Annotated in this window: 20 protein-coding genes and 1 tRNA gene; 10 read left to right on the top strand and 11 right to left on the bottom strand. The window is 71.8% G+C overall.

Features of this window, described 5'->3' with window-relative positions:
- Nucleotides 1-46 precede the first annotated feature (46 nt).
- The 5 genes from pth to AB0D74_RS35790 form a co-directional block, all read right to left on the bottom strand.
- Nucleotides 47-649 carry an aminoacyl-tRNA hydrolase gene (gene pth, locus AB0D74_RS35770; RefSeq protein ID WP_362596188.1) on the bottom strand — a complete coding sequence of 201 codons (603 nt, stop codon included), beginning with the start codon at nucleotides 647-649 and terminating at the stop codon, nucleotides 47-49.
- A gap of 154 nt (nucleotides 650-803) precedes the next feature.
- Entirely contained in the window at nucleotides 804-1,397 is a 594-nt protein-coding gene (locus tag AB0D74_RS35775) for a 50S ribosomal protein L25/general stress protein Ctc (protein WP_362596190.1), read from the bottom strand.
- Between the two features lie 196 nt (nucleotides 1,398-1,593).
- The gene (locus tag AB0D74_RS35780) at nucleotides 1,594-2,574 is read right to left on the bottom strand and encodes a ribose-phosphate diphosphokinase (protein ID WP_362596192.1); all 981 of its coding nucleotides are present in this window, start codon (nucleotides 2,572-2,574) and stop codon (nucleotides 1,594-1,596) included.
- Between the two features lie 141 nt (nucleotides 2,575-2,715).
- Entirely contained in the window at nucleotides 2,716-4,164 is a 1,449-nt protein-coding gene (gene glmU / locus AB0D74_RS35785; RefSeq protein WP_362596194.1) for a bifunctional UDP-N-acetylglucosamine diphosphorylase/glucosamine-1-phosphate N-acetyltransferase GlmU, read from the bottom strand.
- Nucleotides 4,165-4,281: 117 nt separating this feature from the next.
- Nucleotides 4,282-4,353 (bottom strand) — tRNA-Gln (locus AB0D74_RS35790).
- A 287-nt stretch (nucleotides 4,354-4,640) separates the two neighbouring features.
- On the opposite strand from AB0D74_RS35790, the gene AB0D74_RS35795 reads away from it, so the two are divergent.
- Nucleotides 4,641-5,972, top strand: a complete 1,332-nt coding sequence (locus AB0D74_RS35795) for a histidine kinase (protein ID WP_362596196.1) — start codon at nucleotides 4,641-4,643, stop codon at nucleotides 5,970-5,972.
- 76 nt (nucleotides 5,973-6,048) lie between these two features.
- Here the strand turns inward: AB0D74_RS35795 and AB0D74_RS35800 are convergent, their stop codons facing one another.
- Together AB0D74_RS35800 and AB0D74_RS35805 are read right to left on the bottom strand one after the other, a co-directional pair.
- On the bottom strand, nucleotides 6,049-6,546 hold the full coding sequence (locus AB0D74_RS35800; RefSeq protein WP_362596198.1) for an SUKH-3 domain-containing protein: 498 nt from the start codon (nucleotides 6,544-6,546) through the stop codon (nucleotides 6,049-6,051).
- A 64-nt stretch (nucleotides 6,547-6,610) separates the two neighbouring features.
- Nucleotides 6,611-7,150: a YwqJ-related putative deaminase gene (locus tag AB0D74_RS35805; protein WP_362596200.1), complete on the bottom strand. Its 540-nt coding sequence runs from the start codon at nucleotides 7,148-7,150 to the stop codon at nucleotides 6,611-6,613.
- A gap of 299 nt (nucleotides 7,151-7,449) precedes the next feature.
- Between AB0D74_RS35805 and AB0D74_RS35810 the strand changes: the two genes are divergently transcribed.
- The 5 genes from AB0D74_RS35810 (at nucleotide 7,450) to AB0D74_RS35830 (ending at nucleotide 13,930) form a co-directional block, all read left to right on the top strand.
- Complete coding sequence (locus tag AB0D74_RS35810) at nucleotides 7,450-8,445, top strand: SMI1/KNR4 family protein (RefSeq protein ID WP_362596202.1); 996 nt, start codon at nucleotides 7,450-7,452, stop codon at nucleotides 8,443-8,445.
- Between the two features lie 8 nt (nucleotides 8,446-8,453).
- The gene (locus tag AB0D74_RS35815; RefSeq protein WP_362596204.1) at nucleotides 8,454-11,213 is read left to right on the top strand and encodes an SUKH-4 family immunity protein; all 2,760 of its coding nucleotides are present in this window, start codon (nucleotides 8,454-8,456) and stop codon (nucleotides 11,211-11,213) included.
- A gap of 89 nt (nucleotides 11,214-11,302) precedes the next feature.
- A complete protein-coding gene (locus AB0D74_RS35820) occupies nucleotides 11,303-12,199 on the top strand; it encodes an RNA polymerase subunit sigma-70 (RefSeq protein WP_362596206.1) in 897 nt (298 codons plus the stop codon).
- 119 nt (nucleotides 12,200-12,318) lie between these two features.
- A complete protein-coding gene (locus tag AB0D74_RS35825; RefSeq protein ID WP_362596208.1) occupies nucleotides 12,319-12,885 on the top strand; it encodes a dihydrofolate reductase family protein in 567 nt (188 codons plus the stop codon).
- A gap of 172 nt (nucleotides 12,886-13,057) precedes the next feature.
- Nucleotides 13,058-13,930 (top strand): cellulose-binding protein, encoded by an 873-nt coding sequence (locus AB0D74_RS35830; RefSeq protein WP_362596299.1) that lies wholly within the window; start codon nucleotides 13,058-13,060, stop codon nucleotides 13,928-13,930.
- Between the two features lie 82 nt (nucleotides 13,931-14,012).
- Here the strand turns inward: AB0D74_RS35830 and AB0D74_RS35835 are convergent, their stop codons facing one another.
- Together AB0D74_RS35835 and AB0D74_RS35840 are read right to left on the bottom strand one after the other, a co-directional pair.
- A complete protein-coding gene (locus tag AB0D74_RS35835) occupies nucleotides 14,013-15,623 on the bottom strand; it encodes a cation acetate symporter (RefSeq protein WP_362596210.1) in 1,611 nt (536 codons plus the stop codon).
- Nucleotides 15,620-16,111, bottom strand: a complete 492-nt coding sequence (locus tag AB0D74_RS35840; RefSeq protein ID WP_362596212.1) for a DUF485 domain-containing protein — start codon at nucleotides 16,109-16,111, stop codon at nucleotides 15,620-15,622. The genes AB0D74_RS35835 and AB0D74_RS35840 overlap by 4 nt, the downstream gene beginning before the upstream one ends.
- Nucleotides 16,112-16,446: 335 nt before the next feature.
- On the opposite strand from AB0D74_RS35840, the gene AB0D74_RS35845 reads away from it, so the two are divergent.
- Nucleotides 16,447-17,604 (top strand): hypothetical protein, encoded by a 1,158-nt coding sequence (locus tag AB0D74_RS35845; RefSeq protein WP_362596214.1) that lies wholly within the window; start codon nucleotides 16,447-16,449, stop codon nucleotides 17,602-17,604.
- A gap of 126 nt (nucleotides 17,605-17,730) precedes the next feature.
- On the opposite strand, the gene AB0D74_RS35850 is transcribed toward AB0D74_RS35845, so the two are convergent.
- Nucleotides 17,731-19,227 (bottom strand): MFS transporter, encoded by a 1,497-nt coding sequence (locus AB0D74_RS35850; protein ID WP_362596216.1) that lies wholly within the window; start codon nucleotides 19,225-19,227, stop codon nucleotides 17,731-17,733.
- A 477-nt stretch (nucleotides 19,228-19,704) separates the two neighbouring features.
- On the opposite strand from AB0D74_RS35850, the gene AB0D74_RS35855 reads away from it, so the two are divergent.
- The 3 genes from AB0D74_RS35855 to AB0D74_RS35865 all read left to right on the top strand — a co-directional run bounded on the left by AB0D74_RS35855 (nucleotide 19,705) and on the right by AB0D74_RS35865 (nucleotide 23,324).
- Nucleotides 19,705-20,493, top strand: a complete 789-nt coding sequence (locus tag AB0D74_RS35855) for an ABC transporter ATP-binding protein (RefSeq protein WP_362596218.1) — start codon at nucleotides 19,705-19,707, stop codon at nucleotides 20,491-20,493.
- Nucleotides 20,490-23,069, top strand: coding sequence for an FtsX-like permease family protein (locus AB0D74_RS35860; protein WP_362596220.1), 2,580 nt, complete (start codon nucleotides 20,490-20,492; stop codon nucleotides 23,067-23,069). Before AB0D74_RS35855 ends, AB0D74_RS35860 begins: the two co-directional genes overlap by 4 nt.
- A gap of 141 nt (nucleotides 23,070-23,210) precedes the next feature.
- The gene (locus AB0D74_RS35865; protein WP_362596222.1) at nucleotides 23,211-23,324 is read left to right on the top strand and encodes a DUF3825 domain-containing protein; all 114 of its coding nucleotides are present in this window, start codon (nucleotides 23,211-23,213) and stop codon (nucleotides 23,322-23,324) included.
- Between the two features lie 640 nt (nucleotides 23,325-23,964).
- On the opposite strand, the gene AB0D74_RS35870 is transcribed toward AB0D74_RS35865, so the two are convergent.
- Entirely contained in the window at nucleotides 23,965-25,176 is a 1,212-nt protein-coding gene (locus AB0D74_RS35870; RefSeq protein ID WP_362596224.1) for an RNA-guided endonuclease TnpB family protein, read from the bottom strand.
- Nucleotides 25,177-25,245: the final 69 nt, after the last annotated feature.

Below are 25,245 nucleotides of genomic sequence, written 5' to 3' on the forward strand. Positions count from 1 at the left end.
CGTCAGAGGCACGTCAGAGGCAAGTCAGGGACAAGCCAGGGACAAGTCAGGAGTTGTACGAGCTTTGCGCCCGCTCCAGCCCCTCGGTGACCAGCGCCTCCACCGCGTCGGCGGCCCGGTCCACGAAGTAGTCCAGCTCCTTGCGCTCGGCCGAGGAGAAGTCCTTCAGCACGAAGTCGGCGACCTGCATACGACCCGGAGGCCGCCCGATCCCGAACCGCACCCGGTGGTAGTCCGCGCCCATCGCCTTCGTCATCGACTTCAGCCCGTTGTGCCCGTTGTCCCCGCCGCCCAGCTTCAGACGGAGCACCCCGTAGTCGATGTCCAGCTCGTCGTGGACCGCGACGATGTTGGCGACCGGCACCTTGTAGAAGTCGCGCAGCGCGTTGACCGGGCCGCCGGAGAGGTTCATGAACGACATCGGCTTCGCCAGGATCACCCGCCGGCTCCCCGGCCCCGGCGCCCCGAGCCGCCCCTCCACGACCTGCGCCTGAGCCTTCCCGGCCCGCTTGAACTTCCCCCCGATCCGCCCGGCGAGCAGGTCCGCGACCATGAACCCGACGTTGTGCCGGTTCATCGCGTACTCGGGCCCGGGATTCCCGAGCCCGACGATCAGCCAGGGGGCGCCTGCGGGGGTCGTCACGTCCATGTCTCCTCACACATGCCACAGCCGCCGCTCCACGGAAAGGAGCGGCGGCTGGAGCTTAACTACTGTGGGCAATCGTTCCGCAGGGCGATGGGGGAGGGTGGGCACAGCCACCAGCGCCGGGCGCCCGGAAAGCAGACGGTACTGAACCGACGGCTCAGGCCTCGGCAGCCTCTTCGGCCTGGCCCTCGCCGGCCTCGGCCTCCTCCGCCTGCGCGGCCAGCACCTGAAGGACGACCGCGTCCTCCTCGACGGCCAGCGTCACGCCGGACGGCAGGGTGATGTCCTTGGCGAGGACGGACGCGCCGGCCTCCAGGCCCTCGACGGAGACGGTGACGGCCTCGGGGATGTGGGTGGCCTCGGCCTCGACCGGCAGCGCGTTGAGCACGTGCTCCAGCAGGTTGCCGCCCGGGGCCAGCTCGCCCTCGGCGTGCACCGGGACCTCGACCGTGACCTTCTCGCCACGCTTGACCAGCAGCAGGTCGACGTGCTCCAGGTAGCCCTTGATCGGGTCGCGGACCACGGACTTCGGGATCGCCAGCTCGTTCGACTTGCCGTCGATGTCGAGGGAGATCAGGACGTTCGGCGTGCGCAGCGCGAGCAGCAGCTCGTGGCCCGGCAGGGTCAGGTGGAGCGGGTCCGAACCGTGGCCGTACAGGACGCCGGGAACCTTGCTGTCACGACGGATACGGCGCGCGGCACCCTTGCCGAACTCGCTGCGCGTCTCGGCGGCGATCTTCACCTCGGACATGCTGATCACTCCTCGTAGAGGTAGAAACGGACGTGGTTACCCGGCCACGAACGGCCTGCTACGAAGAGCGCGTCGATAACGGAGGCGTGGCCTCCCTCGCCGAGCAACTGGAGAAGTCTACTCGGCGCGGGAGGCCACGGGGAAATCGATCAGCGCCCTCCGGGCGCGGGCGATCATGCAGAAGCGTTTTTACAGCTCACTGCTCGTCGAACAGGCTCGTCACCGAGCCGTCCTCGAACACCTCACGCACCGCACTCGCGATCGTCGGCGCGATCGACAGCACCGTGATCTTGTCCAGATCCCGGCTCAGCTCACCCGGCGTCGGCAGCGTGTTCGTCAGCACGAACTCGCTCACCCGCGAGTTCTTCAGCCGGTCCGCCGCCGGACCCGACAGCACACCGTGCGTCGCCGTCACGATGACGTCCTCCGCGCCGTGCGCGAACAGCGCGTCCGCCGCCGCGCAGATGGTGCCACCCGTGTCGATCATGTCGTCGACCAGGACGCACACCCGGCCCTTGACCTCACCCACGACCTCGTGGACGGTCACCTGGTTCGCCACGTCCTTGTCACGCCGCTTGTGCACGATCGCCAGCGGCGCGCCCAGCCGGTCGCACCAACGGTCCGCCACCCGCACCCGGCCGGCGTCCGGGGACACGATCGTCAGCTTGTCCTTGTCCACCTTCGCGCCGACGTAGTCCGCGAGCAGCGGAAGCGCGAACAGGTGGTCCACCGGACCGTCGAAGAAGCCCTGGATCTGGTCCGTGTGCAGATCCACGGTCAGGATCCGGTCGGCACCCGCCGTCTTCATCAGATCCGCGATCAGCCGCGCCGAGATCGGTTCACGGCCCCGGTGCTTCTTGTCCTGCCGCGCGTAACCGTAGAACGGCACAATCACCGTGATGGACCGCGCCGACGCACGCTTCAGCGCGTCGATCATGATCAGCTGCTCCATGATCCACTGGTTGATCGGAGCCGTGTGGCTCTGGATCACGAAGCAGTCGGCACCACGCGCCGACTCCTGGTAGCGCACATAGATCTCGCCGTTCGCGAAGTCGAAGGCCTTCGTCGGGACGACCCCGACACCCAGCTGGTGGGCGACCTCCTCGGCAAGCTCGGGGTGGGCGCGCCCGGAGAAGAACATCATCTTCTTCTCGCCGGTCGTCTTGAACCCGGTCACAGCACTGTCTCCTCAGAGGTGTCTCAGCCGTACTGCCGGATCTTCCGCGCCCCGAATGCCCGGCGCGGAAGGGCGAAACAGCTGGTTAGGTGCGGGTGTGCACTTATCACGGTACGACGTCTTCGGCGCACCTGTTTCCGGTCAGTCCTCGCTCGCGCCCTGCCGGGAAGCCGCCTCTGCGGCCTTCGCCGCCGCGCTCCCCGGACGCTTCCGGGCCACCCAACCCTCGATATTCCGCTGCTGACCGCGGGCCACGGCCAGCGAACCGGGCGGCACATCCTTCGTGATCACGGACCCGGCGGCGGTGTACGCACCGTCCCCGATCGTGACAGGCGCCACAAACATGTTGTCCGAACCCGTCTTGCAGTGCGACCCGACGGTGGTGTGGTGCTTGCTCTCACCGTCGTAGTTCACGAACACACTCGCCGCGCCGATGTTCGAGTACTCGCCGATCGTCGCATCACCGACATACGAGAGATGCGGAACCTTCGTCCCCTCCCCGATCGACGCGTTCTTCGTCTCCACGTACGTACCGATCTTGCCCTTCGCCCCCAGCCGGGTCCCCGGCCGCAGATAGGCATACGGTCCCACGCTCGCGTCCGCACCGACATGAGCGGAATCGGACACCGTGTTGATCACCCGCGCCCCGGCATCGACCCGGGTGTCCTTCAGCCGGCTGTTCGGCCCGACCTCCGCACCCTCCGCCACGTGCGTCGAACCGAGCAGCTGCGTCCCCGGGTGCACGACGGCGTCCTGCTCGAACGTCACCGTCACGTCCACCCACGTCGTCGCCGGGTCCACGACCGTCACGCCGTCGAGCATCGCCCGCTCCAGCAGCCGGTCGTTGAGGATCCGCCGCGCCTCCGCCAGCTGCACCCGGTTGTTGATCCCGGCGATCTCCCGGTGGTCCCCCGCCACCGACGCCCCCACCCGGTGCCCGGCCTCCCGCAGGATCCCCAGCACGTCCGTCAGGTACTCCTCGCCCTGGCTGTTGTCCGTCCGCACCTTCCCCAGCGCGTCCGCCAGCAACTGACCGTCGAACGCGAACACCCCGGAGTTGATCTCCCGGATCGCCCGCTGCCCGTCCGAGGCGTCCTTGTGCTCCACGATGGCCGTCACGGCCCCCGAGGCCGCGTCCCGCACGATGCGGCCGTAACCGGTCGCGTCCGGCACCTCCGCCGTCAGCACGGTCACCGCGTTGCCGTCACCGTGATGCGTCCCGGCGAGCCGCTTCAGCGTCTCCCCGGTCAGCAGCGGGGTGTCCCCGCACACCACGACCACGGTCCCGTCGACCGCGCCGCCCAGCTCCTCCAGCGCCATCCGCACGGCGTGCCCGGTGCCGTTCTGCTGCTCCTGCACCGCGGTACGGACGCCGGCGTCGACCTCACCGAGATGCGCGGCGACCTGCTCACGCGCGTGCCCGACGACGACGACCAGGTTCTCGGGGTCCAACTCACGGGAGGCGGCGAGCACATGACCCACCAGGGAACGGCCGCAGATGTCGTGCAGGACCTTGGGTGTGGCCGACTTCATACGGGTGCCCTCACCCGCTGCGAGAACGACGACGGCTGCCGGGCGAATGGCGCTCACGGGGTTGCCCTTCGGCTTTTTGGATGGTGGGGGTGACATCCGCAGGATACCGGGGCGTTTCGTGGGGGACATGGGAGCGGGCCCTGACGGTGCTGTCAGGGCCCGAACCGGGATGGGCTCCCCCGCCAGGACTCGAACCCGGACAGATGGCACCAAAAGCCACAGTGCTGCCAATTACACCACGGGGGAACATTCTCGACTGAACCGGACATTTAGTCGGTCCGCCGAGTGGCGCTCCCTACTATGCCGTACCGGGTGGCTTCGATGCGACGGTACAAGTCGGCTCCCTCCCGGCCCCCGTGTGCGGCCGTCCGCTCCCGCGGTTCCCCGAAGTCCCGTACACGTCGGGTCGATGTGACATACCGTCCGGGCGGAATGATTGGCGCATTTCGGTGGTGTTCGGTTACGCAGTGTGGTGTGGGCGAGTAGACGAAACTCACCGGAAAAGCCCACCCTCGCGCCCGTAGGCTGGAGGCATGACCACGACGGGGGCAGACCACGCGACGGCATTGAGAGGGCCGTGGTGGTGGTCGCGGTGGCGTAGTGCGGTGCTGGACGTGGGGCTCGCGCTGGTGTCGGCGCTGGAGTGCGCGGCGGAGGGGATTCCGTTCTCGCGGGACGCGGGGATCCCGGTCTCCGCGGGGATCGTGTTCGGTCTGCTGGCCGGTTCCGTGCTGGTGCTGCGCCGGAAGTGGCCGATCGCCGTGGTGCTGGTCGCGATCGCGATCACGCCGGCCCAGATGGGCTTCCTGATGGGCATCGTCGGCCTGTACACGCTGGCCGCGGCGGAGCTGCCGCGGCGGATCATCGTGGCGCTGGCCGGGATGACGTTCCTGGGCACCTTGATCGTGACCTTCGTGCGGGTGCGGCAGAGCATGGCGCGGGGGGATCTGACGCTGGGGGACTGGTTCGTCCCGTTCGCGTCGCTGGCGACGTCGCTGGGGTTGACGGCGCCTCCGGTGCTGCTGGGGTTGTACGTGGGCGCGCGGCGGCGGTTGATGGAGAGCCTGCGGGAGCGGGCGGACAGTCTGGAGCGGGAGCTTCAGCTGCTCGCGGAGCGGGCGGAGGAGCGTGCGGAGTGGGCGCGGGGTGAGGAACGGACGCGGATCGCGCGGGAGATGCACGACGTGGTGGCGCACCGGGTGTCGTTGATGGTGGTGCACGCGGCGGCGTTGCAGGCGGTGGCGCGGAAGGATCCGGAGAAGGCGGTGAAGAACGCGGCGCTGGTGGGGGACATGGGGCGTCAGGCGTTGACGGAGTTGCGGGAGATGCTGGGGGTGTTGCGTTCGGGGGAGGCGGCTCAGCGGCGTACGGCGGCGGCTTCTGCCTCGGTGGCGGCTGTTCCGGTGCCGTTGGCGGCGGTGGGGGTGGCGGCTGCGGCGGCGGCTTCGCGGGTGGTGGCCGAGGAGGAGGGGCCGTGGCTGTCGGAGCTGGAGGTGCTGGTGGGGCAGTCGGCGGCGGCGGGGATGGTGGTGGATCTGTCGGTGGAGGGGGATGTGCGGTCGTATGCGGCGGCGATCGAGCAGACGGCGTTCCGGGTGGTGCAGGAGGCGCTGACGAACGCGCACAAGCATGCGGCGGGTGCGAAGACGCATGTGCGGTTGGCGCACCGGGTGGCGGAGATCGCGATGCAGGTGGAGAACGAACCGCCGCCGGAGCCGGCGTCGGCCGCGTCGGCGGGGCTGCCGTCAGGCGGGAACGGTCTGGTGGGGATGCGTGAGCGGGTGCTGGGACTGGGCGGGGTGTTCGTGTCGGGGCCGACGGATGCCGGGGGCTTCCGGGTGTCGGCGGTGATTCCGGCGACCTGACCGGGCCGGTGCCGAGACCGGTGCCGGTTCCAGGGCCGGGACCGGGCCAGGACCGGGCCGAAGCCAGGGCCGGGGTCTAGGTCTGGGTGGTGAGGCGTCGGGGTTCGACGCCGGCGATGAGGGCGGTCAGGGCGTGGTCGATGTCGGGGCCGACGTACCAGTCGCCGGTGTGGTCGAGGGTGTAGACGCCGCCCTCGGCGTCGATGGCGAGGACGGAGTGGGTGTCGGTCTCGGCGCCGAGAGGGCAGAGCTCGGTGTCCAGGGCGCGGCCGAGGTCGCCGAGGGTGCGGGCGAGGTGGAGGCCGTGCAGGGGGTCGAGGTGAAGGCTGGCGGGGGCGATCTGGCGACCGGTGCCGGCGGGGTTGATGTGCAGGCCGCCGAATTCGGCCCAGGCCTCCACCGCGGCGGGGAAGACGGCGTGCCGGTGTCCGGCGGGTGAGGCGTGCTCGCGCAGGGCGTCGGCCCAGACCTCGGCCTGTTTTATGTCCCAGCGTCCGGGCTGCCAGCCGGCGGCGCGCAGGGCTGCGTCGACGGGCACGGAGAAGCGCGTGGTGGAGGTGCGGTCGGCGTGCATCTGCCCTTCGATCGTCCTGGTTGGCGTGCGGGTGCGGGTGTGGGTACGGCGTGCGTGGGGGGCGTCAGGCGTCCGTGGTGGTGGGGTCGACGACGCGGACGCCGAAGTGGGCGGTGAGGGCGGCACAGGCCCGGCAGGGGGCGGCGAAGCTGCCGTGCAGGGGGTCGCCGTCCTCGCGTATGCGGCGGGCGGTGAGCTTGGCCTGCTTGAGGGACTTGCGGGCTTCGCCGTTGGTCATGGGTTTGCGGGCGGCGCGTTTGCTGCGGGCGTCGTCGGCGGCGCTGATGTGCCGGGAGATGAGGATGGCCTCGGCGCAGCGGCCGGTGAAGCGGTCGCGCTGTCCGCTGGGCAGGGTGTCGAGGAACTCCTGGACCAGTGGGTGCAGCGGGGGCGGCTGGTCGCCGCGGGCGGCGGTGCCGGTGAGGGTGGCGCCGCGGACGGAGAGGGCGGCGGCGACGGTGGGCAGGATGCCGTCGCGGCGGTGCTGGAGCGTGGGCGCGGGAGGTATTTCGCTGCTGCTCCAGCCGATGCGGGGGTCGCCGTTGAAGGCGCCGTGGGCGGCGCCGGACATGGCGGTGTGTGGTCCCGTCTGTGTGGTGTTCATGATCGTCTTCCCCTCCCGGGCATCCCCCCGAAAGTCACAGACTGCCAAATCCCGTGGCGGGTGCGGTAGCTGGGGCGGTGCGACACGCCCGGGTTTGGGCAGGCTGTCACGGCGGGGTGACGGCTGGTCACGGAACCGGAGGCCCGGTGACCGGGGTTCGTGTACCGCATAGGCTGTCGGCAACCGCGATGGGCGCGGTCGACGCGTCTGGGACGTGGGAGAGACAGCCGGATACGGGCCGTGCCGCGCCGCAGGGGCGTGATGCCGGTTCGTACAGAGTGCCGCAGGGGGCAACCGTCATGACGACAGGTCGGCTCGGGCAGCAGGCCGCGCCGCCGAACGCGGCCTATGCCGGGCAGGTCGTGCATTTCCCGGATCCGGTCCGGGCGGCACGTCACCCGAGAGGGGTACGGATCGACGAGCGTGGCTACCCCGACTTCTCGCCCTACGCGCGTGCGGCGGCGGAGATCGCCGATCCGCCGGAGGGTTTCGGCGTCGACGAGTTGCGGCTGACGGACTTCGTGTCCGCGAACGCGGTGCTGGCGGCTTCGGGCCACGAACTGTGGGACACGGTGCCCGCGGTGGCGACGCCGCACGGCTGGACGTGGCACCACGTGGCGGGGTCGCGGCGGCTGGAGCTGGTCCCGGTCGAGGTGAAGGCGCTGCTACGGCACCACGGCGGGGTGGCGACGGCGCGGGTGGACCACGACAAGCGGGGGACGCGGCCGTTGCAGGAGACGCGTCCGGCGCACTTCGGGCTGCCGAAGTCGGGTGTGGCGGTGTCGGAGTCGCAGGTGCAGGGGGTCGAGGAGGACCTCGGGTACCGGTTGCCGGGTGCCTACCGTTCGTTCCTGAAGGCGGCGGGCGGCTGCGCACCGGTGGGCACGGCGCTGGACGCGGGCCTCGGACTGCTGGTGGACCAGCCGTTCTTCACGGTCCGCGACGAGGCGGCGGTGAACGACCTGGTGTACGTCAACAAGTGCCTGCGCGACCATCTCACCAAGGACTACCTGGGCGTCGGCTTCGTGCAGGGCGGTCTGCTGGCGGTGAAGGTCAAGGGCGACCGGCTGGGTTCGGTGTGGTTCTGCGCGTACGACGACGCGCGTGACGTGGATCCGGGGTGGCCGCCGGCGGAGCGGGTGGAACGGCTGCTGCTGGCGTGCGGTGAGGACTTCGACGCGTTCCTGTCCCGGCTGGCGGGGTCCCCGCCGGAGCTGGAGACGGTGGCGAACCTGATGGTGGACGGCGGCTTCGCGCGTGTTGTCCCGGTCTCTTCTGTTGGCTCGGGGGAGTGAGGTCCGGCATGGTGACGTTCGCGCAGGCGCAGGAGCGCGCGGAGGAGTGGATCAACGGGGACGTGCCCGCGTACCAGCATCGTGAGGTGCGGGTGCGGGAGTTCGGCCTCGGGTTCGTGGTGTGGGGCGAGGACCGTGCGGAGGGCCCGCGGTCGGACGCCGGCGGGCAGCGGCTGGTCATCGCCCGTGACAGCGGCGAGGCCACGCTGTGGCCCGCGCTGCCGGTGGGCGAGGTGATCCGCCGGTACGAGGAGGAGTACGGCCGTGAGCCGGAGGTCGCCGACGCGGTTCCGGCGCCCGCGGCCCGGGTGGACCTGAACCAGACGTCGTTCCTGTTGAGCCCGCCGGAGTGGCTCCAGGAGGCCGCGGACAAGCTGGGAATCCCGGATCGGCGGTCGGGGGGCGACGGGGCGTCGGCGGGTACGGGTGCCGGCGCGGGTTCCGTTTCCGGCGCGGGTTCCGTTTCCGGTGGGCTGGCCGAGACGCAGGCCGGGGTGCCGGCGGCGGGGAGCGGCGGTACCTCCTGGCCGCCGGCCGCAGCTGCCGGGGCGGGTGCGCCGGGCGCGCACGACGTGCCCGCCGGTGCGACCCCTTGGGCCGGTACCGACACGAACGCCGATGCCGGTGAGGACCGTTCCGTCCCGTTGCCCGCGACGGTGTTCGCGCCGCCGCTGAGCGATGCCGACGACGGCGCCCTGGGAGAGGCCGAGACGGCGCTGATGGCAGGCGGCAGCCAGCTGCCGCGCACGGCGGTGTCCCCGGCGCTCGACGAGTCGGGCGCGCAGGGCGGTGCGCCGCAGGGCGGCACGCCCGCGCCGGCTCCGCAGGACGCCCCGTCGTACGGCTACCCGCAGGGACCCGCGGTTCCCGGTACGCCCCCGCCGGGTGCGCCGGGCCGTCCGCAGGCGCCCGTGCCGCCGCCCGCGTCTTCCTACGGTTACCCGCAGGCGCCGCCCGCCCCGGGCTACGGCCATCCGCAGGCGCCGGCCGGCGCTCCGGGTGCACCCCGGCCTCCGGCGGGTCCGGCGGGTCCGGCCGCCCCCGCCGGTCCGGGCCGGTCTCTCGCGCCGAACGCCAGTGACATAGCGGACGCCGCGACGAGCAGGGCCGCGCCGCCTCCGCGCAAGGCGCGTGGCGGAGCCGGTGCACCGCCTCCGCCGCCGGGCGTCCCGGGAGCGCCGGGAACCCCGGGTGTTCCGGCTGCCCCGGGTGTTCCGGGTGTTCCGGGAGCCCAAGGTGCCCAGGGTGCCCCGCCCGGGGGTGCGCCGCAGCCGCCCGCGGGCGGGTATGCGCCGACGCAGATGGTGTCGGCGTCGGGGCCCAAGGGGCCCGAGGGCCCGCCGCGGGTGCCGGGTGCGCCGGTTCCGCCGGGCGCCCCCAACCCGCCCGCCGCGCCTGGTGTCCCGGGTGGTCCGCCGCCGGGCGATGTTCAGCACGCGGCCACGATGCTGGCCGGTCCGAGTGGAGTGGGCGGGGGCGTGCAGCAGCCTCCGGGCGCTCCCGGCGCGCCGTTCGCCCCCGGCGCACCGCAGCCTCCGGGTGCTCCTGGCGTCCCTGGCACGCCTCCCGCACAGGGCGCTGCCCGTGGTGCGGGCGGGGCGGCGGTTCACCACGCGGAGACGGTCCTGGCCGCGCCTCCGGTGGCAGCTCCGCCCGCCCCCGGTGCACCGCCGGGCGCCCCGCAGATGCCGCCGCCGATGCCGCCCGGTGCGATGCCGCCGCCCGGTCAGCCCGTACCCGGCCAGCCCGTACCCGGGCAGCAGCCGCCGGCGTACGGCTACCCGCAGCAGGGGCAGCCGACGGTCGGACCCGGATACCAGGCGGTGCTGCGCTACCGGGCGCAGGACGGTTCGGAGCAGCAGCTGATCCGGCGTTCGGCGCCGGGCACGCCGCACCCGGAGTGGCAGATCTTCCACGAGCTGCGGGCCATGAACGTGCCGCCGGACCAGGTGCTGGAGCTGCACACGGAATTGGAGTCGTGCGAGCTGCCGGGTGCCTACTGCGCGCGGATGATCCGGGAGCAGTGGCCGCAGGCGCGGCTGGCGAGCATCGCGCCGTACGGCACGGATCACGCGAGCCGGCAGCAGGGGATGCGGCAGTTGCTGGCGCATCAGGGCGAGTTGCACCAGGTGGCGGCGGGTCCCGCGCGGCCCGCGCCGGTGCGGGCGCCGCTGCCGCAGGTGCAGGCGGCGCCGCCGATCCCGCCCGAGGCGATCGCGCAGGAGCTGGCGGCGGCGTTCGGTCCCGGTGTGTTCCGGTTCGAGCAGGCGGCGGTGTCGCGCCAGGGTGTGCCGCCGGTCGTGGCGCACACGCTGGTGGCGGCGGGGCTGCCGCTGGACATGGGGCCGTTCTTCTGGGCGCAGGCGCAGCCGGGCCGGCCGGTGCCGACGCTGGCGGAGCTGGCGCAGGAGCGCGGGTTGCAGCCGGCGTCGGACGCGGCGTCGTACCTCGTGATGGGGACCGACTTCGGCAAGGCGCTCTGTGTGCAGTACGGCACCGCGAACATCGTGGCCGTGCCCGTGGAGGCGGGGCCGGGCGGGGCGTCCGTGCCGCCGCAGTTCGTGAACACGGGGCTGCCGGAGTTCGCCCGCTGTCTGGCGCTGCTGGGCCGGATGTGGCGGCTCAGGTTCGGCCTGAACCAGGAGCAGGCGGGCCGCTGGACCGTCGACTTCCAGGCCCAGCTGGCCTCCCTGGACCCGGCGGCGCTCGGTTCGCCGGAGAGCTGGTGGTCGGTGCTGCTGGAGCAGATGTGGGACGGGCTGCTGTGACGCGGCGCTAGGAACGACCGGCGGGGGCCGGTCCGGTCGGCTGACCGGACCGGCCCCCGCCGCGTGTGCTGGGCGGGCATGATGGGCGGGTGGAATTCGAGCCGTACCGGGGCGAGTTGGTGGCGTACTGCTATCGGATGCTGGGCTCGTTCCACGAGGCCGAGGACCTGGTGCAGGAGACCATGCTGCGGGCCTGGAAGGCCCGTGACCGCTACGACCCGGCGCGGGCGTCGGTGCGGACGTGGCTGTACCGGATCGCGACGAACGTGTGCCTGACGGCGCTTCAGGGGCGCGCGCGAAGGCCGCTGCCGTCGGGGCTCGGGGCGCCCGGCGCGGATCCGGAGGCACCCCTGACGCCGGCGCTCGACGTGCCGTGGCTGGAGCCGTTCCCCGACGCGCGCTTCGATGTGGAGGTGCGCGCGGATCTGCGGCTCGCGCTGGTGGCGGCGTTGCAGGTGCTGCCCGCGCGGCAGCGGGCCGTGCTGGTGCTGCGCGAGGTGCTGGAGTTCAGTGCCGTCGAGGTCGCGGACCAGCTGGAGACGTCGGTGCCGGCGGTGAACAGCGCGCTGCAGCGGGCGCGGGCCGCTCTCGCGGGCATGGGCACGGCGGACGAGGTGACCGAGCCGGACGATCCCGGGGTGCGGGAGGCGGTCCGCAGGTACGCGCGGGCGTTCGAGGCTGCCGATGTGCCCGCGCTCGTACGGCTGCTCACCGACGACGCGGTCCTGGAGATGCCGCCGCTGGCGCTGTGGTACCGGGGCCGTGACGACTACGGCCTGTTCATGGAGCGCGTGTTCCGGATGCGTGGAACCGGCTGGCGTACGCGCCTGCTGGGCGTCAACGCACAGCCCGCGCTCGCCGCGTACGCCCCGGAGTCCGGCGGCGGGCACCGGCTGCACAGCGTGCAGGTCCTCACGGTCACCGGCGACGGCCGGATCGCGCGCAACACGGTGTTCACGGACCCGCGCGTGCTGACGACGCTGTAGCGCCGCCCCGTGCTGTGGATCCGCCGAAGAAGTTCCCCGAACACGTTCCGTCCCCGGCGATGAGTCCGCCCGGTGCCGCCGGTATGTACCGGTGACCATCGAGCGAAGGGACAACCGTCATGAGCGTTGTCGTCATCGAATTCACCACCCTGGACGGGATCGTGTCCGACCCCGACGGCTCCGGAGGCACACCGTACGGCGGCTGGATCTTCCGGTTCGGCCGGGAGGAGATCGCCGGGGACAGGTTCGGGCTGGGCCGCACCCTGGAAGACGGGGTCGTACTGCTGGGACGTTCCACCTGGGAGGTGTTCTCCCGGGTGTGGCCGGGCCGGGACGACCCCTTCTCCGCGCGCCTGAACGCCGCACCGAAGCTGGTCGCCTCCCGCACCCTGTCCGGCGGGTCCGCCGTGTCCGCGTGGGCGAACTCCCGTCTCCTCGACGGTGATCTCCTGGACGCCGTGCAGACCGAGCGGCGGGACGTGGTGGTCATGGGCAGCATCGGGGTCGTCCACGCCTTGGCGGACGCGGACCTGGTCGACGAGTACCGGCTGCTGACCTTCCCCACCGTCCTCGGCGCCGGCCGGCCGCTCTTCCCGGCCGGCGGTCCGCCCGCCGAGCTGGAGTGTCTGTCCGCAGAACGCGTGGGTGCGACGGTGCTGACCCGCTACCGAAGGGCGCGCGGCTGAGCTTTCACGCCCCCCGACGCGCTTCCCTCTCTCCGGTACGGCGTGCGGTGTTTCCGGCGCGGCATGCGGAGTGTCGCGTTATGAACACTTACGTCCGATCCATCAAGATATCCGCGAAATCATCATTTCGTGCGGGTCCGGCGGAGAGGGGTTCCAGGTGAGCAGCGCATCGATGTCGCCGTACGAGTTCGTGACCGTCCGGGGGCGTGGCTACCCCCCCGACCAGGTCGACACGTTCCTCGTGGAACTCGGCGAGGACCGGGACGCGGCCTGGGAGCGTGCCGCGCGGCTCACCGTGCTCGCCAAGGAGATGGAGGCGGAGGCCGAGCGGATGCGTGCGGTGGTGGAGGAGCTGCCGCCGCAGACGTACGAGGCGCTCGGGGACCGGGCGCACCGGATCTTCCGGCTCGTGGCGGAGGAGGCGAAGACCCTCCTTGAGGGTGCCCGGCGCGAGCTGACGGAGGGGGTCGTGGAGGCCGCGGCGCGTGCCGACGGCGAGTGCGACGCGGTGCGGGAGCAGGCCGACACGCTCCGCACGGACACCGAGGAACGCGCCCGCCAGGTGCTGCTCGCCGCGAACGCCGAGGCCGAGGACATCCGCATCGGCGCCCGTCTCGAGGTCAAGGAGCAGCGGGGCGAGGCCCTTTCGGCGCTGCGCGAGGTGCGCCAGCGCACCACCGGGATGCTCGCCGACCAGGCCAAGGAGCACGCCGAACGCTGGGCCGAGGAGGAGCGTGAGGAGGCCGCGCGCGCCGCCGCGGTCGACGCGCACAACGCCGAACGCATCGCGCGCGCCGAGGCCGCCCTGGCGGAGGCGGAGCGGGCCCTGGAGGAGGCCGGGGAGTCGGCGCGCCGCTCCGAGGAGGAGGCGCAGGTGCGGGCCGACGAGGTCCTCGCGGAGGCCAAGGCCAGTGAGGAGAGCATCGCGCGGGAGACCGAGCGGGTGCTGCGCGAGCACGGCGAGACCTGGGACGACGTGCAGGCGCACATGGACCACATGCGGGACAGCCTCGTGACGCTGACGGGGCGCGCGGCGGCCGAATAGCGCTCCGCGTCCGGCTGGGCGCCGACGCCTGCCCTGTGCTGACGCCTGCCCTGCACCGTCGCCTTCTCGCCTTCTCGGCTTCTCAGTTCTCCCTCCGCACCGCCCCCGCCAGGATCCACCCCTCCACCGCCTCGTACTGCCGGCGCTGTTCCGCGGCCCGGCGCCGGCCGGAGGCCACCGTCCCCAGCCAGCCCAGGAGGAACCCGGCCGGGATGGAGACGAGGCCGGTGGTGGTGAAGGGGAACCAGTTGAAGTCGGCGTGCGGGAAGGCAGCGCCCGGTGAACCCGACACCAGGTTCGTGCCGGGCATCAGGAGCAGCACGGTGAGGCTGCCGCCGAGCAGGGTCCAGAGCAGGCCGGTACGGGTGTAGCGGCGCCAGAAGAGGCCGTAGACCAGGGCGGGGGCGAGGGCGGAGGCGCCCAGGCAGAAGGAGAGGGTGATCAGGGGCTGAAGGCTGTGGTGCTGGACCAGGACCGCCAGCAGGATCGTGGGGACTCCTATGGCGAGCGCGGAGACGCGGGCCAGGGTCATCTCGCGGCGGGCCGGCATCTCCTGGACGCGGGTCGCGAAGACGTCGTGGGCGAGGGAGTTGGCGCAGGCGAGGATCATGCCGGCGACGGAGGCGAGCAGGGTCAGGAAGACCGCCGTGGTGACCGTGGTGAAGAGCAGGGTCTCCGCCGTCGACACGTCGGCTCCGAAGGCCGCGCGGGAGCCCAGCAGGTAGGCGGTGTTGCCCTGCGGGTCGGCGGCGGTGACGGCGGAGCGGCCGACCAGGGCGGTGGCGCCGAAGCCGACGACGGCGACGACCGGCACGAACAGGGCCACGCACGACACCGCCCAGGACATCGAGCGGCGGACCTGGCGGGCGCTGGAGGCGGTGTACATGCGCATGGTGATGTGCGGCAGGCAGGCGCCGCCGAGGACGACGGTCAGCTCCGAACTGATCATGTCCAGGCGGGGGGCGGGACCGCCGGTGAACTGGAGGCCGGACTGCAGGTAGGCGGTTCCGGCGCCGCTGCCCCGGGCCGCCGCGGCGAGCAGGGCACCCGGGTCCCAGTCGAAGCGGTGCAGGACCAGCAGGGCGGCCACGGTGCCGGAACCCAGCAGCATCACGATCTTCAGGATCTGGATGAGGGCGGTGCCCTTCATGCCGCCGATGGCCGCGTAGCTGATCATCAGGGCGCCGAGGCCGACGACGCAGCCGGTCTGCACGGTCTCGTTGGAGAAGCCGAGGACGAAGGCCATCAGCTGGCCGGCGCCGGCGAGCTGGACCAGCATCAGCGGCAGCAGGGCGGCGACGGTGACCGCGCAGGCCGCGATCCGTACGCTGCGGCCGGGCATCCGGCGGGCCAGTGCGTCGCCCATGGTGAACCGGCCCGCGTTGCGCAGCGGTTCGGCCAGCAGGAACATCAGCAGCAGCAGCGACAGGGCCGTGCTCAGGGCGAGGACGACGCCGTCGTAGCCGCACAGGGCGATCACACCGGCGGTGGCGAGGACCCCGGCCCCGGAGATGTAGTCCCCGGCGATGGCCAGGCCGTTGCGGAGCGGGGAGAGGGAGCCGTAGCCGGTGTAGAACTCGTCGAGGTCGTCGCGGTCCGGGCCGGTCATCACGCACAGCAGGAGGGTGAGCGTGGCGACGGCGGTGAAGGCGACCAGCGACATGGACTGGGCGGAGCCGCTGAAGCCGGTCACCGCAGGGCCCCGCGCCTGGCGTCCAGTTCCGCGGTCCTGCGGATACGGTCGGCGAGCGGGTCGACGTGGCGGCGCGCGGTGTGCTCGTAGAGGGCGATCGCCAGCCAGGTGACGGGGAGTTGGAGGAGGGCGAGGAGCAGCCCCGCGGGTACGCCGTCGGCGACCGTGCTCGTCATCATGCCCGGGGCGAACGCCGACAGCACCAGGAACAGGGTGAAGTAGCCGAGCGCGGTGAGGGCCGCGGTGCGCCGTTGGAGACGGTAGGCACCGCGCAGCACGCGCAGGTCGCTGTGGTGGCCGACCGGCTCCCGGCGCGGCACGTGGCGGGGGCTCGGCGGTTCGGGCGGCAGCGGCTGCCAGGGGTAGGTGAGGTGCGCCGGGTCGCGCGGAGAAGCACCGGAATCACCGGAAACGCCGTAGGGGGCGTAACGGTCGTGAGGGGCCGCGGAGTCGGTCGGGTCGGCTGGGCCGGAAAGGTCGTGGGACATCCCGGTGCTCCTTGCGTGGCTCGGGTCCGTGGCGGCGGACCGCAGGGAGAGGAGGGAGCGGGGGACGCACGTTACTCGTAGGTATGGGGGGTGTGCGGCTTTTTCCTTGAACTGGCCGGTCGGTATGCGCTTACTGCGCGGCAACGCGTCTGACCTCGGGTGTTACTCGCGTTAACACGGTTTCTCCCGTGCCTGTCGATCCGCGGCGGTGCGGGTGGTGCGCCCGTCCGTCGCCGGCCGCTACAACTGTTCGGGGGCGGCCGGAGTCTGATCGGCGGGGCCCGCCTTGGCCCGCCGTTCGCCCGTCCGTCGCCGACGCTTCATCTGGGGGCTCCGTGTTCCAGACCTCTTCCCGGCTTCGCGTCCTCGGGCGGGCCGTCGGCACGATCGGCGCCCTCTCCCTGGCCGCGCTGGGCGCCACGCCCGCCGCGTCCGCCGCGTCCGCCTCGGCCGACGATCCGTCGGCCGGGGTGGTCCTGGGCAGGACGGCCCCGGTCGACGGGGTCGAGCCGGGCGGCACCGTCCAGGTGCCCACCAGCTTTACCAACACGGGCACGGAGGCGCTCCGCAAGGTCTGGCTGACGTACACGCTCAGCCATGGACTGGCCCATCCGGACCGGGCCGAACTCCCTTCCAACTGCACGTACTCGACGATCACCGTGGGGGATGGAGAGCCGGACAGGACCGAGGTGATCTGCGAGTTCGACCAGGCGGTGCGGCCCGGTGTCGTCTACGCGCCCGGGAAGCAGCTCTCCTTCCCCGCGCGCGGCAGCGCGTTGTACGAGGTCGTCGCGGTGAAGGCCGAGATCGCCGGGTACCCCTACCCCGGAGACAACTTCACCCCGGAGGTACCCGGAACCGCGCCCGCGGTCGAGCTGGCCGAGCGGCCCGACGCCACCCCCGCCCCCGCCGGCAGCGCGGAGAACAGCCGCTGGGACGTGGCCGACGTGCCGGTGACCGCCGTGAACACGGCCGACTTCAGGGTCACCGGGGCGCGGTTGCGGGGAGGCGTCGGGGACACCGTCCCCCTGACCGTGGGCTTCACCGACGCCGGGCCGGGCTGGGTGCAGCGGCGCGACCGGGCCGACGCGGTCCGGATCGTGCTCAGGATGCCCTCCGGTACGACGGTGACCAGGGCCGACCCCTACTGCCGCAGGACGGGATCCGGCAAGTACCTCTGCGGCGTCGACTTCCCCTGGGTCGAGGAGGGTTACGAGCGGAGCTACACCTTCCGCCTGCGGATCGGCAAGGCGGTGCCGGGGGCTCAGGGTTCGGTCGGACTGACCGGCGCGTCCCGGCCGTTCGACACCGACACGGGCAATGACGAGGCCGGCATCCGGCTCGACGTCACCGGCGCCGCCGGGTCGTCCGGCGGCTCCACGGCGAGCAGCGGTGCCGGTACGGCCCTCCCGCTCGTCGGCGCCGCCGCGGCGGCCTTCGCCCTCGGCGCGGGCGCGGTCCTGGTGGTGCGGCGCCGGATGAACGGGCGGTAGCGGGGGCGGGCGCGGGCTTCCGAGTGGCGGCGATCGCCCGTGATGGGCGGCGGTGCTCGCCCGTGGCGGGCGGCGGTGCTCGCTCGGGGCGGGCCGCGGTGATCGTCCGTGGTGAAGGGGCCGTCCTCAGCGCTCCGCCAGGACCGGAAAGCGCCGGGGTGCCAGCACCAGGAGCACCAGGAACGCCAGCGCCGACGCGCACGCGGCCCCGAAGTACACGGCGTGGACGGCGTCCGCGACGGCGTGCCGGGTGGCCTCGGGGGCCGTTCCGTCGTCCAGCGTGCGCGTGACGGAGTCGAGGTCGCCCGCGCCGCCCAGCCGGGCCGCCAGCACCCCGTTGGCGACCGCGCCGAACACCGACGCCCCGATCGTCTGGCCGGTCTGCCGGCAGAACAGCACCGACGCGGTCGTCGTGCCCCGCTCCTCCCAGCCCACCGTCGACTGCACGCCCACGATCAGTGGGAGCTGGAACAGGCCCAGCGCGGCGCCGAGCAGGAGCATCAGCAGCGTCGGCTGCCAGGCCGACCCCGGGTAGGGCAGGAACGGGAACGCGAACAGGATCAGCGCGGCCGTGCCGATGCCGAGCAGTGCGGTGTCGCGGAAGCCGATCCGCCGGTACACGTGCTGGCTGAGGGCCGCCGAGACCGGCCAGCTCAGCGTCCACACCGACAGCACGAACCCGGCGGCCACCGGCGCGAGCCCGAGCACCGACTGCGCGTACGTCGGCAGGAACACCGTCGGCGCCACCATCAGCAGGCCGAGCGCGCCGAGCGCGAGGTTGACGGCCGCGATCGTACGGCGCCGCCACACCCACCCCGGGATGATCGGCTCGGCCGCCCGGCGCTCGATCCACACCACGAGCCCCACCAGCGCGAACCCGCCGGCGAACAGGGCGCACGACGGCGCGGACCACCACGCCCACGCCACCCCGCCCTGCACGAGCGCCGTCAGCAGCACGCCCCCGCAGGCGAAGACCGCCAGCGCTCCCGCCCAGTCCACCCGCGGGGGCGTGCGCGGCGCGCGCACCGGCTCGTGGAGGTGACGCACTATCAGCCAGAGCGCCGCCGCGCCGATCGGCAGGTTGATCAGGAAGATCCACCGCCAGTCCGCGTACGCGGCCAGCACCCCGCCGAGCCCCGGCCCGGCGACCGCCGACACCGCCCACACCGTGGACAGCTTCGACTGGATCTTCGGGCGCTCCTTCAGCGGGTACAGGTCGGCCGCGAGGGTCTGCACGGTGCCCTGCAACGCCCCGCCGCCGAGGCCCTGCACGATCCGGAACGCGATCAGCGCGGCCATGTTCCAGGCCGCCGCGCACAGCAGCGACCCCAGCAGGAACACGACGGCGCCCGCGACCAGCACCGGCTTGCGGCCGAAGGTGTCGGAGAGCTTGCCGTACACCGGCAGCGTCACGGTGACGGCGAGCAGGTAGCCGGAGAAGAGCCAGGAGAAGACCGAGAAGCCGCCGAGGTCGCCGACGATCTGGGGTACGGCGGTGGAGACGACGGTGGAGTCGAGCGCCGCCAGCGCCATGGCGAGCATCAGGGCGGCCACCACGGCCCCCCGCCGGCCCGTCCCGGCCTCGCGCCCCGCCGCGCGTGTCGCGGGTTTCGTGTTCTCCACGCCGGATCCCCTCCCCGTGCAGCCGTCATGTATCTATGCCGCGCACAACAGCTTCCCATCCGCCCCGGCGCCGTGGGAGTACGCGTCCACCTGGTGGGAACGCCCGGGAGCGGGCGTCCGCTTGCCCCTCACGCGACGAGAGGGTGGACGCTTCCTGGGGCGGTGGGTGGAGGCCGACCCCGAGAAGGACTCCACCCGGCGGTGGACGTCCCCTAGGGGGTTCTCCGTACTACGGCTCGGGGAGGGTTCGTACCGCCGGAGGACGAGACGGTGCCCCGTCCGTCCTTAACCTGGCTTTACGCCGCCGGGGGGCGGTTGACCGAACCGGCGGGGGTGGGGTTTTCCCCCGGGCAGGACGGGGCTTCGCACCAGCGCGGAGCGGCCCCTCCGGCCGCCAGACTCGTCGTCGTACCGACCACCGCACAGCAAGGCACGGCACCACGCTGTCCGCTTGCTGACCGACTTAGGAGACATACCGTGACATCGGCTGTGACCATTCCCAGGCACGGGGGTACTGGAGGGCGTACGGCCGTTGCCGCGCGGGCGCGGCAGGTCGTCAAGGCGTACGGGGCCGGGGAGACCCGGGTCGTCGCCCTGGACCACGTCGACGTGGACATCGCGCGGGGGCAGTTCACCGCGATCATGGGCCCCTCGGGGTCCGGGAAGTCCACCCTGATGCACTGCCTCGCCGGGCTCGACACCGTGACGAGCGGTCAGATCTACCTGGACGAGACCGAGATCACCGGCCTCAAGGACAAGAAGCTCACCCAGCTGCGCCGGGACCGGATCGGGTTCATCTTCCAGGCGTTCAACCTGCTGCCGACGCTGAACGCGCTGGAGAACATCACGCTCCCCATGGACATCGCCGGGCGCAGGCCCGACAAGGAGTGGCTGCGGCGCGTGGTCGACACCGTGGGGCTGGCGGACCGGCTCAAGCACCGCCCCACCCAGCTCTCGGGAGGCCAGCAGCAGCGCGTGGCCGTGGCGCGCGCCCTGGCCGCCCGCCCCGAGATCATCTTCGGCGACGAGCCGACCGGAAACCTCGACTCCCGCGCGGGCGCCGAGGTCCTCGGCTTCCTGCGCAGCTCCGTCGACGACCTGGGCCAGACCATCGTGATGGTCACGCACGACCCGGTCGCCGCCTCCTACGCGGACCGCGTGCTCTACCTCGCCGACGGCCGGATCGTCGACGAGATGTTCAAGCCGACCGCCGACACCGTCCTGGACCGCATGAAGGACTTCGACGCGCGGGGGCGTACGTCATGACCGTCCTGAAGACCTCGATGCGCAACTTCTTCGCGCACAAGGGGCGGATGGCCCTGTCCGCGGTCGCCGTCCTGCTGTCGGTGGCGTTCGTGTGCGGCACGCTCGTGTTCACCGACACCATGAACACGACGTTCGACAAGCTGTTCGCGGCGACCTCGTCCGACGTGACGGTCAGCGCCAAGGGCGCCTCCGACACGGGGGCGACCACCTCCGACAACGGCAGGCCGCCGGTCATGCCGGCCGCGGTGGTCGGCAAGGTCCGCGCCGCGACCGGCGTCAAGGCGGCGGAGGGCACGGTCTTCTCGACCTCCGTGACCGTCGTCGACGCCAAGAAGGACAGCCTGTCGCCGTCCAGCGGCGCGCCGACCATCGTCGGCAGCTGGAACTCCAACGACGCCCGCACCATGAAGATCACCTCCGGTACGGCGCCCGGGAACTCCGGCCAGGTGATGGTGGACGCCGACACCGCCGACAAGCACCACCTGAAGCTGGGCGACGAGATCGGCGTGATCAGCGCGGTCGGCACGCACACCGCGAAGATCTCCGGCATCGCCGACTTCACCGTCACCAACCCCGGTGCCGCGATCTTCTACCTCGACACGAAGACCGCCCAGCAGACGCTCGTCGGACGGACCGGCGTCTTCACCAACGTCAACGTGACGGCCGCGCCGGGCGTCACGGACGCGCAGCTGAAGAAGAACGTCGCCGGCGAACTCGGCACCGCCTACAAGGTGCAGACCGCCAAGGAGACCGCCGACGCCAACCAGAAGGACGTCGAGAGCTTCCTGGGCGTCATGAAGTACGCGATGCTCGGCTTCGCCGGGATCGCCTTCCTGGTCGGCATCTTCCTGATCATCAACACCTTCTCCATGCTGGTCGCCCAGCGCACCCGGGAGATCGGCCTGATGCGGGCCATCGGCTCCAGTCGCCGCCAGGTCAACCGGTCCGTGCTCGTCGAGGCCCTGCTGCTCGGCACGGTCGGCTCGGTCCTCGGCGTCGGCGCGGGCGTCGGCATCGCGGTCGGCCTGATGAAGCTGATGGGCTCCATGGGCATGCACCTGTCGACCAGTGACCTGACGGTCGCCTGGACCACTCCGGTGCTCGGCCTGATCCTCGGCGTCGTCGTCACCGTCCTCGCCGCCTACCTCCCCGCGCGCCGCGCCGGCAAGGTCTCCCCGATGGCCGCGCTGCGCGACGCGGGCGCCCCCGCCGACGCCCGGGCGGGCCGCATACGCGCCCTGGTCGGCCTCGTGCTGACCGGCGCCGGCGGCTACAGCCTCTACCTGGCCTCGGGCAGCTCGAAGGCCACGCAGGGCTCGGCCTGGCTCGGCCTCGGCATCGTCCTCTCGCTCCTCGGGTTCGTCGTCATCGGCCCGCTGCTCGCGGGCGGTGTCGTACGGGTCCTGGGCGCCGTCCTGCTGCGGATGTTCGGGCCGGTCGGGCGCATGGCCGAGCGCAACGCGCTGCGCAACCCGCGCCGCACCGGCGCCACCGGCGCCGCCCTGATGATCGGACTGGCGCTGGTCGCCTGCCTCTCGGTGGTCGGCTCCTCCATGGTCGCCTCCGCGTCCGACCAGCTCGACAAGACCGTCGGCACCGACTTCATCATCCAGTCCGACAGCGGCCAGCGGATCACCCCGCAGGCGGTCAAGGCCGTCAAGGACGTCCCCGGACTCGCACGGGTCACCGAGTACCGCACCACCACGGCCGACTACACCACGCCCGACGGCAAGACGCTCAAGGACACCGACATCACGGCGGCCGACCCGACGTACGCGACCGACCTGCGCACCAAGACCGTCGCCGGCGACCTCAAGGACGCCTACCTGCCCGACTCGATGTCCGTGTACGACAAGTTCGCCACGGCGCACGGCATCCACCTCGGCTCGAAGATCACCGTCAGCTTCAAGGACGGGCGCACCGCCCACCTCACGGTCCGGGCGATCACCAGCAGCGACGGCCTGATCGACGCCGGCTCCAAGTACACCAACATCACCACGCTCGCCAAGTACGTGCCGGCCGCCAAGATGCCGCTCGACGACCTGGTCTTCGCCACCGCGAGGGACGGGCAGCAGGACGCCGCGTACACGGCGCTCAAGTCCGCACTGCACGACTACCCGCAGTACACCGTGCGCGACCAGACCGACTACAAGAAGGCCCTCAAGGACCAGATCGGCCAGCTGCTGAACCTGATCTACGGCCTGCTCGCCCTCGCGATCATCGTCGCGGTCCTCGGAGTCGTGAACACCCTGGCCCTGTCGGTGGTCGAGCGCACCCGGGAGATCGGCCTGATGCGGGCCATCGGCCTCTCCCGCCGCCAGCTGCGCCGCATGATCCGCATGGAGTCCGTGGTGATCGCCCTCTTCGGCGCCCTGCTGGGCCTCGGCCTCGGCATGGGCTGGGGCGCCACCGCCCAGAAGCTGCTCGCCCTGCAGGGCCTGAAGGTCCTGGAGATCCCGTGGCCGACGATCATCGGGGTCTTCGTCGGCTCCGCCTTCGTGGGCCTGTTCGCCGCCCTGGTCCCGGCGTTCCGCGCGGGCCGCATGAACGTCCTGAACGCGATCGCGACCGACTGACCGCGACCGCCCGGGAGACCACCGCACACGGGGGTTGCGGGGGACGTCCGGCGCCGAACAGCCACGGGGGCTGCTCGGCGCCGGACGCGTTGTGTCCCGCCTTCCGGGTGCTCTCCCTCCTCGACGCCGGCGTGGTGGACCTTGCCCTGGTGGTCTCCCGGCAGGGGGGACCGGGGCCACACCGTCCTCACCACTGCGATGGCGTACAACAATGCACGGTTGCTTGCGCGCCCCGACAGCGACTGGTCAACCTGAAGAGTGACGCGGCGGGCCGACTGCGGAACGAGACCGGCGCCACCAGGTTGGGCTTCGCCGTCCAGCTCAAGTGCCTGACCGCGGTTGACACTGCCTGCGCCTGGGGCAGCCGCTCCTGCACCTGCCCCCCCCCCCGCAGCCCGTCGCGAAGATGCAGAACGCGGAGCACCCGGCCGAGCCGAGTGAACAGGTGGGGCCAGCCGTCACGCTCTTCCGAGCTCAATGCAGGACGTGCCGCCGCCGGTACGAGAAACCGTTGCGCCGGACGGCCAGCACACGCATCAAACCGGACCGGCCGTCCAGAAACGTGAAAACCCGGTTTGCCGCTCGGTAACGGCACCCCGAGTCTGGCGGTGAGCGAGTATTTGCGTTTCGAGGTCCGCTTTTCGACTCACCGAGTCGACGCAGCGCACCTCACAGGGCGACGGAGGTTATCCACAGCCGCGGCGGCACACGCCGACGCGTCGTCGTAGGCTGGAGGCCCCCCGGTCGCAGCCCGCACCGGGTACTTCGTGTTGCCCAGCCACGGCAGGCCGTCACCCGCACGTCATTACGTACACGCCACAGCCGGCCTGAGGGGCAGTGCCGGAAGTGCCGGAGAAGAGGAAACGAAAGCCGCCCTGATTGACTCCGTCCCCCGCTAGTGGCGGGGGATTCCAGCGGTCGCCCGCTGGGTTTCCTGCTTCACCGACGACCGCCCCGTCCGGGAGGACTCCCGTTGAGGTCTTACACCGTCTCCACAGGCAGACGCCGCCAGCCCGGCGGCCAGGATGTTGCGTGCCGCGTTCGCGTCGCGATCATGTACGGTGCCGCAGCGGTCGCACGTCCACTCGCGGACGGTCAGCGGCAGCTTCTCGCGGACTTTGCCGCAGTTTCCGCACAGCTTGCTGCTGGGGAAGAAGCGGTCGATCACGACGAGTTCGCGCCCGTACCACGCGCATTTGTACTCCAGCATGGAGCGAAGTTCCGTCCATGCCGCGTCCGAGACGGCGCGTGCGAGCTTGCCGTTCTTCAGCAGGTTCCGGACGGTGAGGTCCTCGATCACGACCGTTTGGTTCTCGCGGACGAGTCGAGTCGACAGTTTGTGCAGGAAGTCCCGGCGCCGGTCGGAGATCCGTGCGTGGACGCGGGCTGCGTTGCGGCGGGCCTTCTCCCGATTCGCCGAGCCCTTTGCCTTCCGGGACAGCTCCCGTTGCGTCTTCGCCAGGCGGGTGCGGTCGCGGCGTTCGTGCTTCGGGTTGGCGATCTTCTCCCCGGTGGACAGCGTCACCAGGGACGTGATACCCGCGTCGATACCGACCGCGTTCGCCGTGGCCGGAGCCGGGGCGACGCGGTCGTCGCACAGCAACGATGCGAACCAGCGCCCCGCGCTGTCGCGGGACACCGTCACCGTGGTGGGCTGCGCACCCTCGGGCAGCGGGCGCGACCAGCGGATGTCCAGAGGCTCCGCCATCTTCGCCAAGGTCAGCTTCCCGTCACGCCACTTGAAGCCGGAACGGGTGTACTCGGCCGACGACCTCGCCTTCTTCCGGCTCTTGAAGCGCGGGTACTTGGCGCGTTTGGCGAAGAAGTTCCCGAACGCCGTCTGAAGATGCCGGAGCGCCTGTTGGAGCGGGACGGAGGACACCTCTGTCAGGAAGGCCAGTTCATCGGTCTTCTTCCACTCCGTGAGCGCGGCGGAGGACTGCACGTAGGAGACGCGGCGCTGCTCGGCGTACCAGGCCCGGGTGCGCTCCTCCAGCGCCTTGTTGTAGACGAGGCGGACGCAGCCGAACGTGCGCGACAGCTCGGCCGCCTGCTCGTCCGTGGGGTAAAAGCGGTACTTGAAAGCCCGCTTGACCTGCTGCGTCATGGCTCACAATCTATCGGATTCCGTGTTAGCGGATGGGGCTTTGTGGTCTGCGGAGCGCGCTCTGCCACT

Origin of the sequence: Streptomyces sp. NPDC048278 (assembly GCF_040652195.1) — a bacterium.
Lineage (GTDB): Bacteria > Actinomycetota > Actinomycetes > Streptomycetales > Streptomycetaceae > Streptomyces.

What these genes read in the sequence shown, in the direction of transcription:
- pth (WP_362596188.1), bottom strand. Translation starts at nt 649, where the DNA reads ATGGACGTGACGACCCCCGCAGGCGCCCCCTGGCTGATCGTCGGGCTC.
- AB0D74_RS35775 (WP_362596190.1), bottom strand. Translation starts at nt 1,397, where the DNA reads ATGTCCGAGGTGAAGATCGCCGCCGAGACGCGCAGCGAGTTCGGCAAG.
- AB0D74_RS35795 (WP_362596196.1), top strand. Translation starts at nt 4,641, where the DNA reads ATGACCACGACGGGGGCAGACCACGCGACGGCATTGAGAGGGCCGTGG.
- AB0D74_RS35800 (WP_362596198.1), bottom strand. Translation starts at nt 6,546, where the DNA reads ATGCACGCCGACCGCACCTCCACCACGCGCTTCTCCGTGCCCGTCGAC.
- AB0D74_RS35805 (WP_362596200.1), bottom strand. Translation starts at nt 7,150, where the DNA reads ATGAACACCACACAGACGGGACCACACACCGCCATGTCCGGCGCCGCC.
- AB0D74_RS35810 (WP_362596202.1), top strand. Translation starts at nt 7,450, where the DNA reads ATGACGACAGGTCGGCTCGGGCAGCAGGCCGCGCCGCCGAACGCGGCC.
- AB0D74_RS35815 (WP_362596204.1), top strand. Translation starts at nt 8,454, where the DNA reads ATGGTGACGTTCGCGCAGGCGCAGGAGCGCGCGGAGGAGTGGATCAAC.
- AB0D74_RS35825 (WP_362596208.1), top strand. Translation starts at nt 12,319, where the DNA reads ATGAGCGTTGTCGTCATCGAATTCACCACCCTGGACGGGATCGTGTCC.
- AB0D74_RS35830 (WP_362596299.1), top strand. Translation starts at nt 13,058, where the DNA reads ATGTCGCCGTACGAGTTCGTGACCGTCCGGGGGCGTGGCTACCCCCCC.
- AB0D74_RS35840 (WP_362596212.1), bottom strand. Translation starts at nt 16,111, where the DNA reads ATGTCCCACGACCTTTCCGGCCCAGCCGACCCGACCGACTCCGCGGCC.
- AB0D74_RS35860 (WP_362596220.1), top strand. Translation starts at nt 20,490, where the DNA reads ATGACCGTCCTGAAGACCTCGATGCGCAACTTCTTCGCGCACAAGGGG.
- AB0D74_RS35870 (WP_362596224.1), bottom strand. Translation starts at nt 25,176, where the DNA reads ATGACGCAGCAGGTCAAGCGGGCTTTCAAGTACCGCTTTTACCCCACG.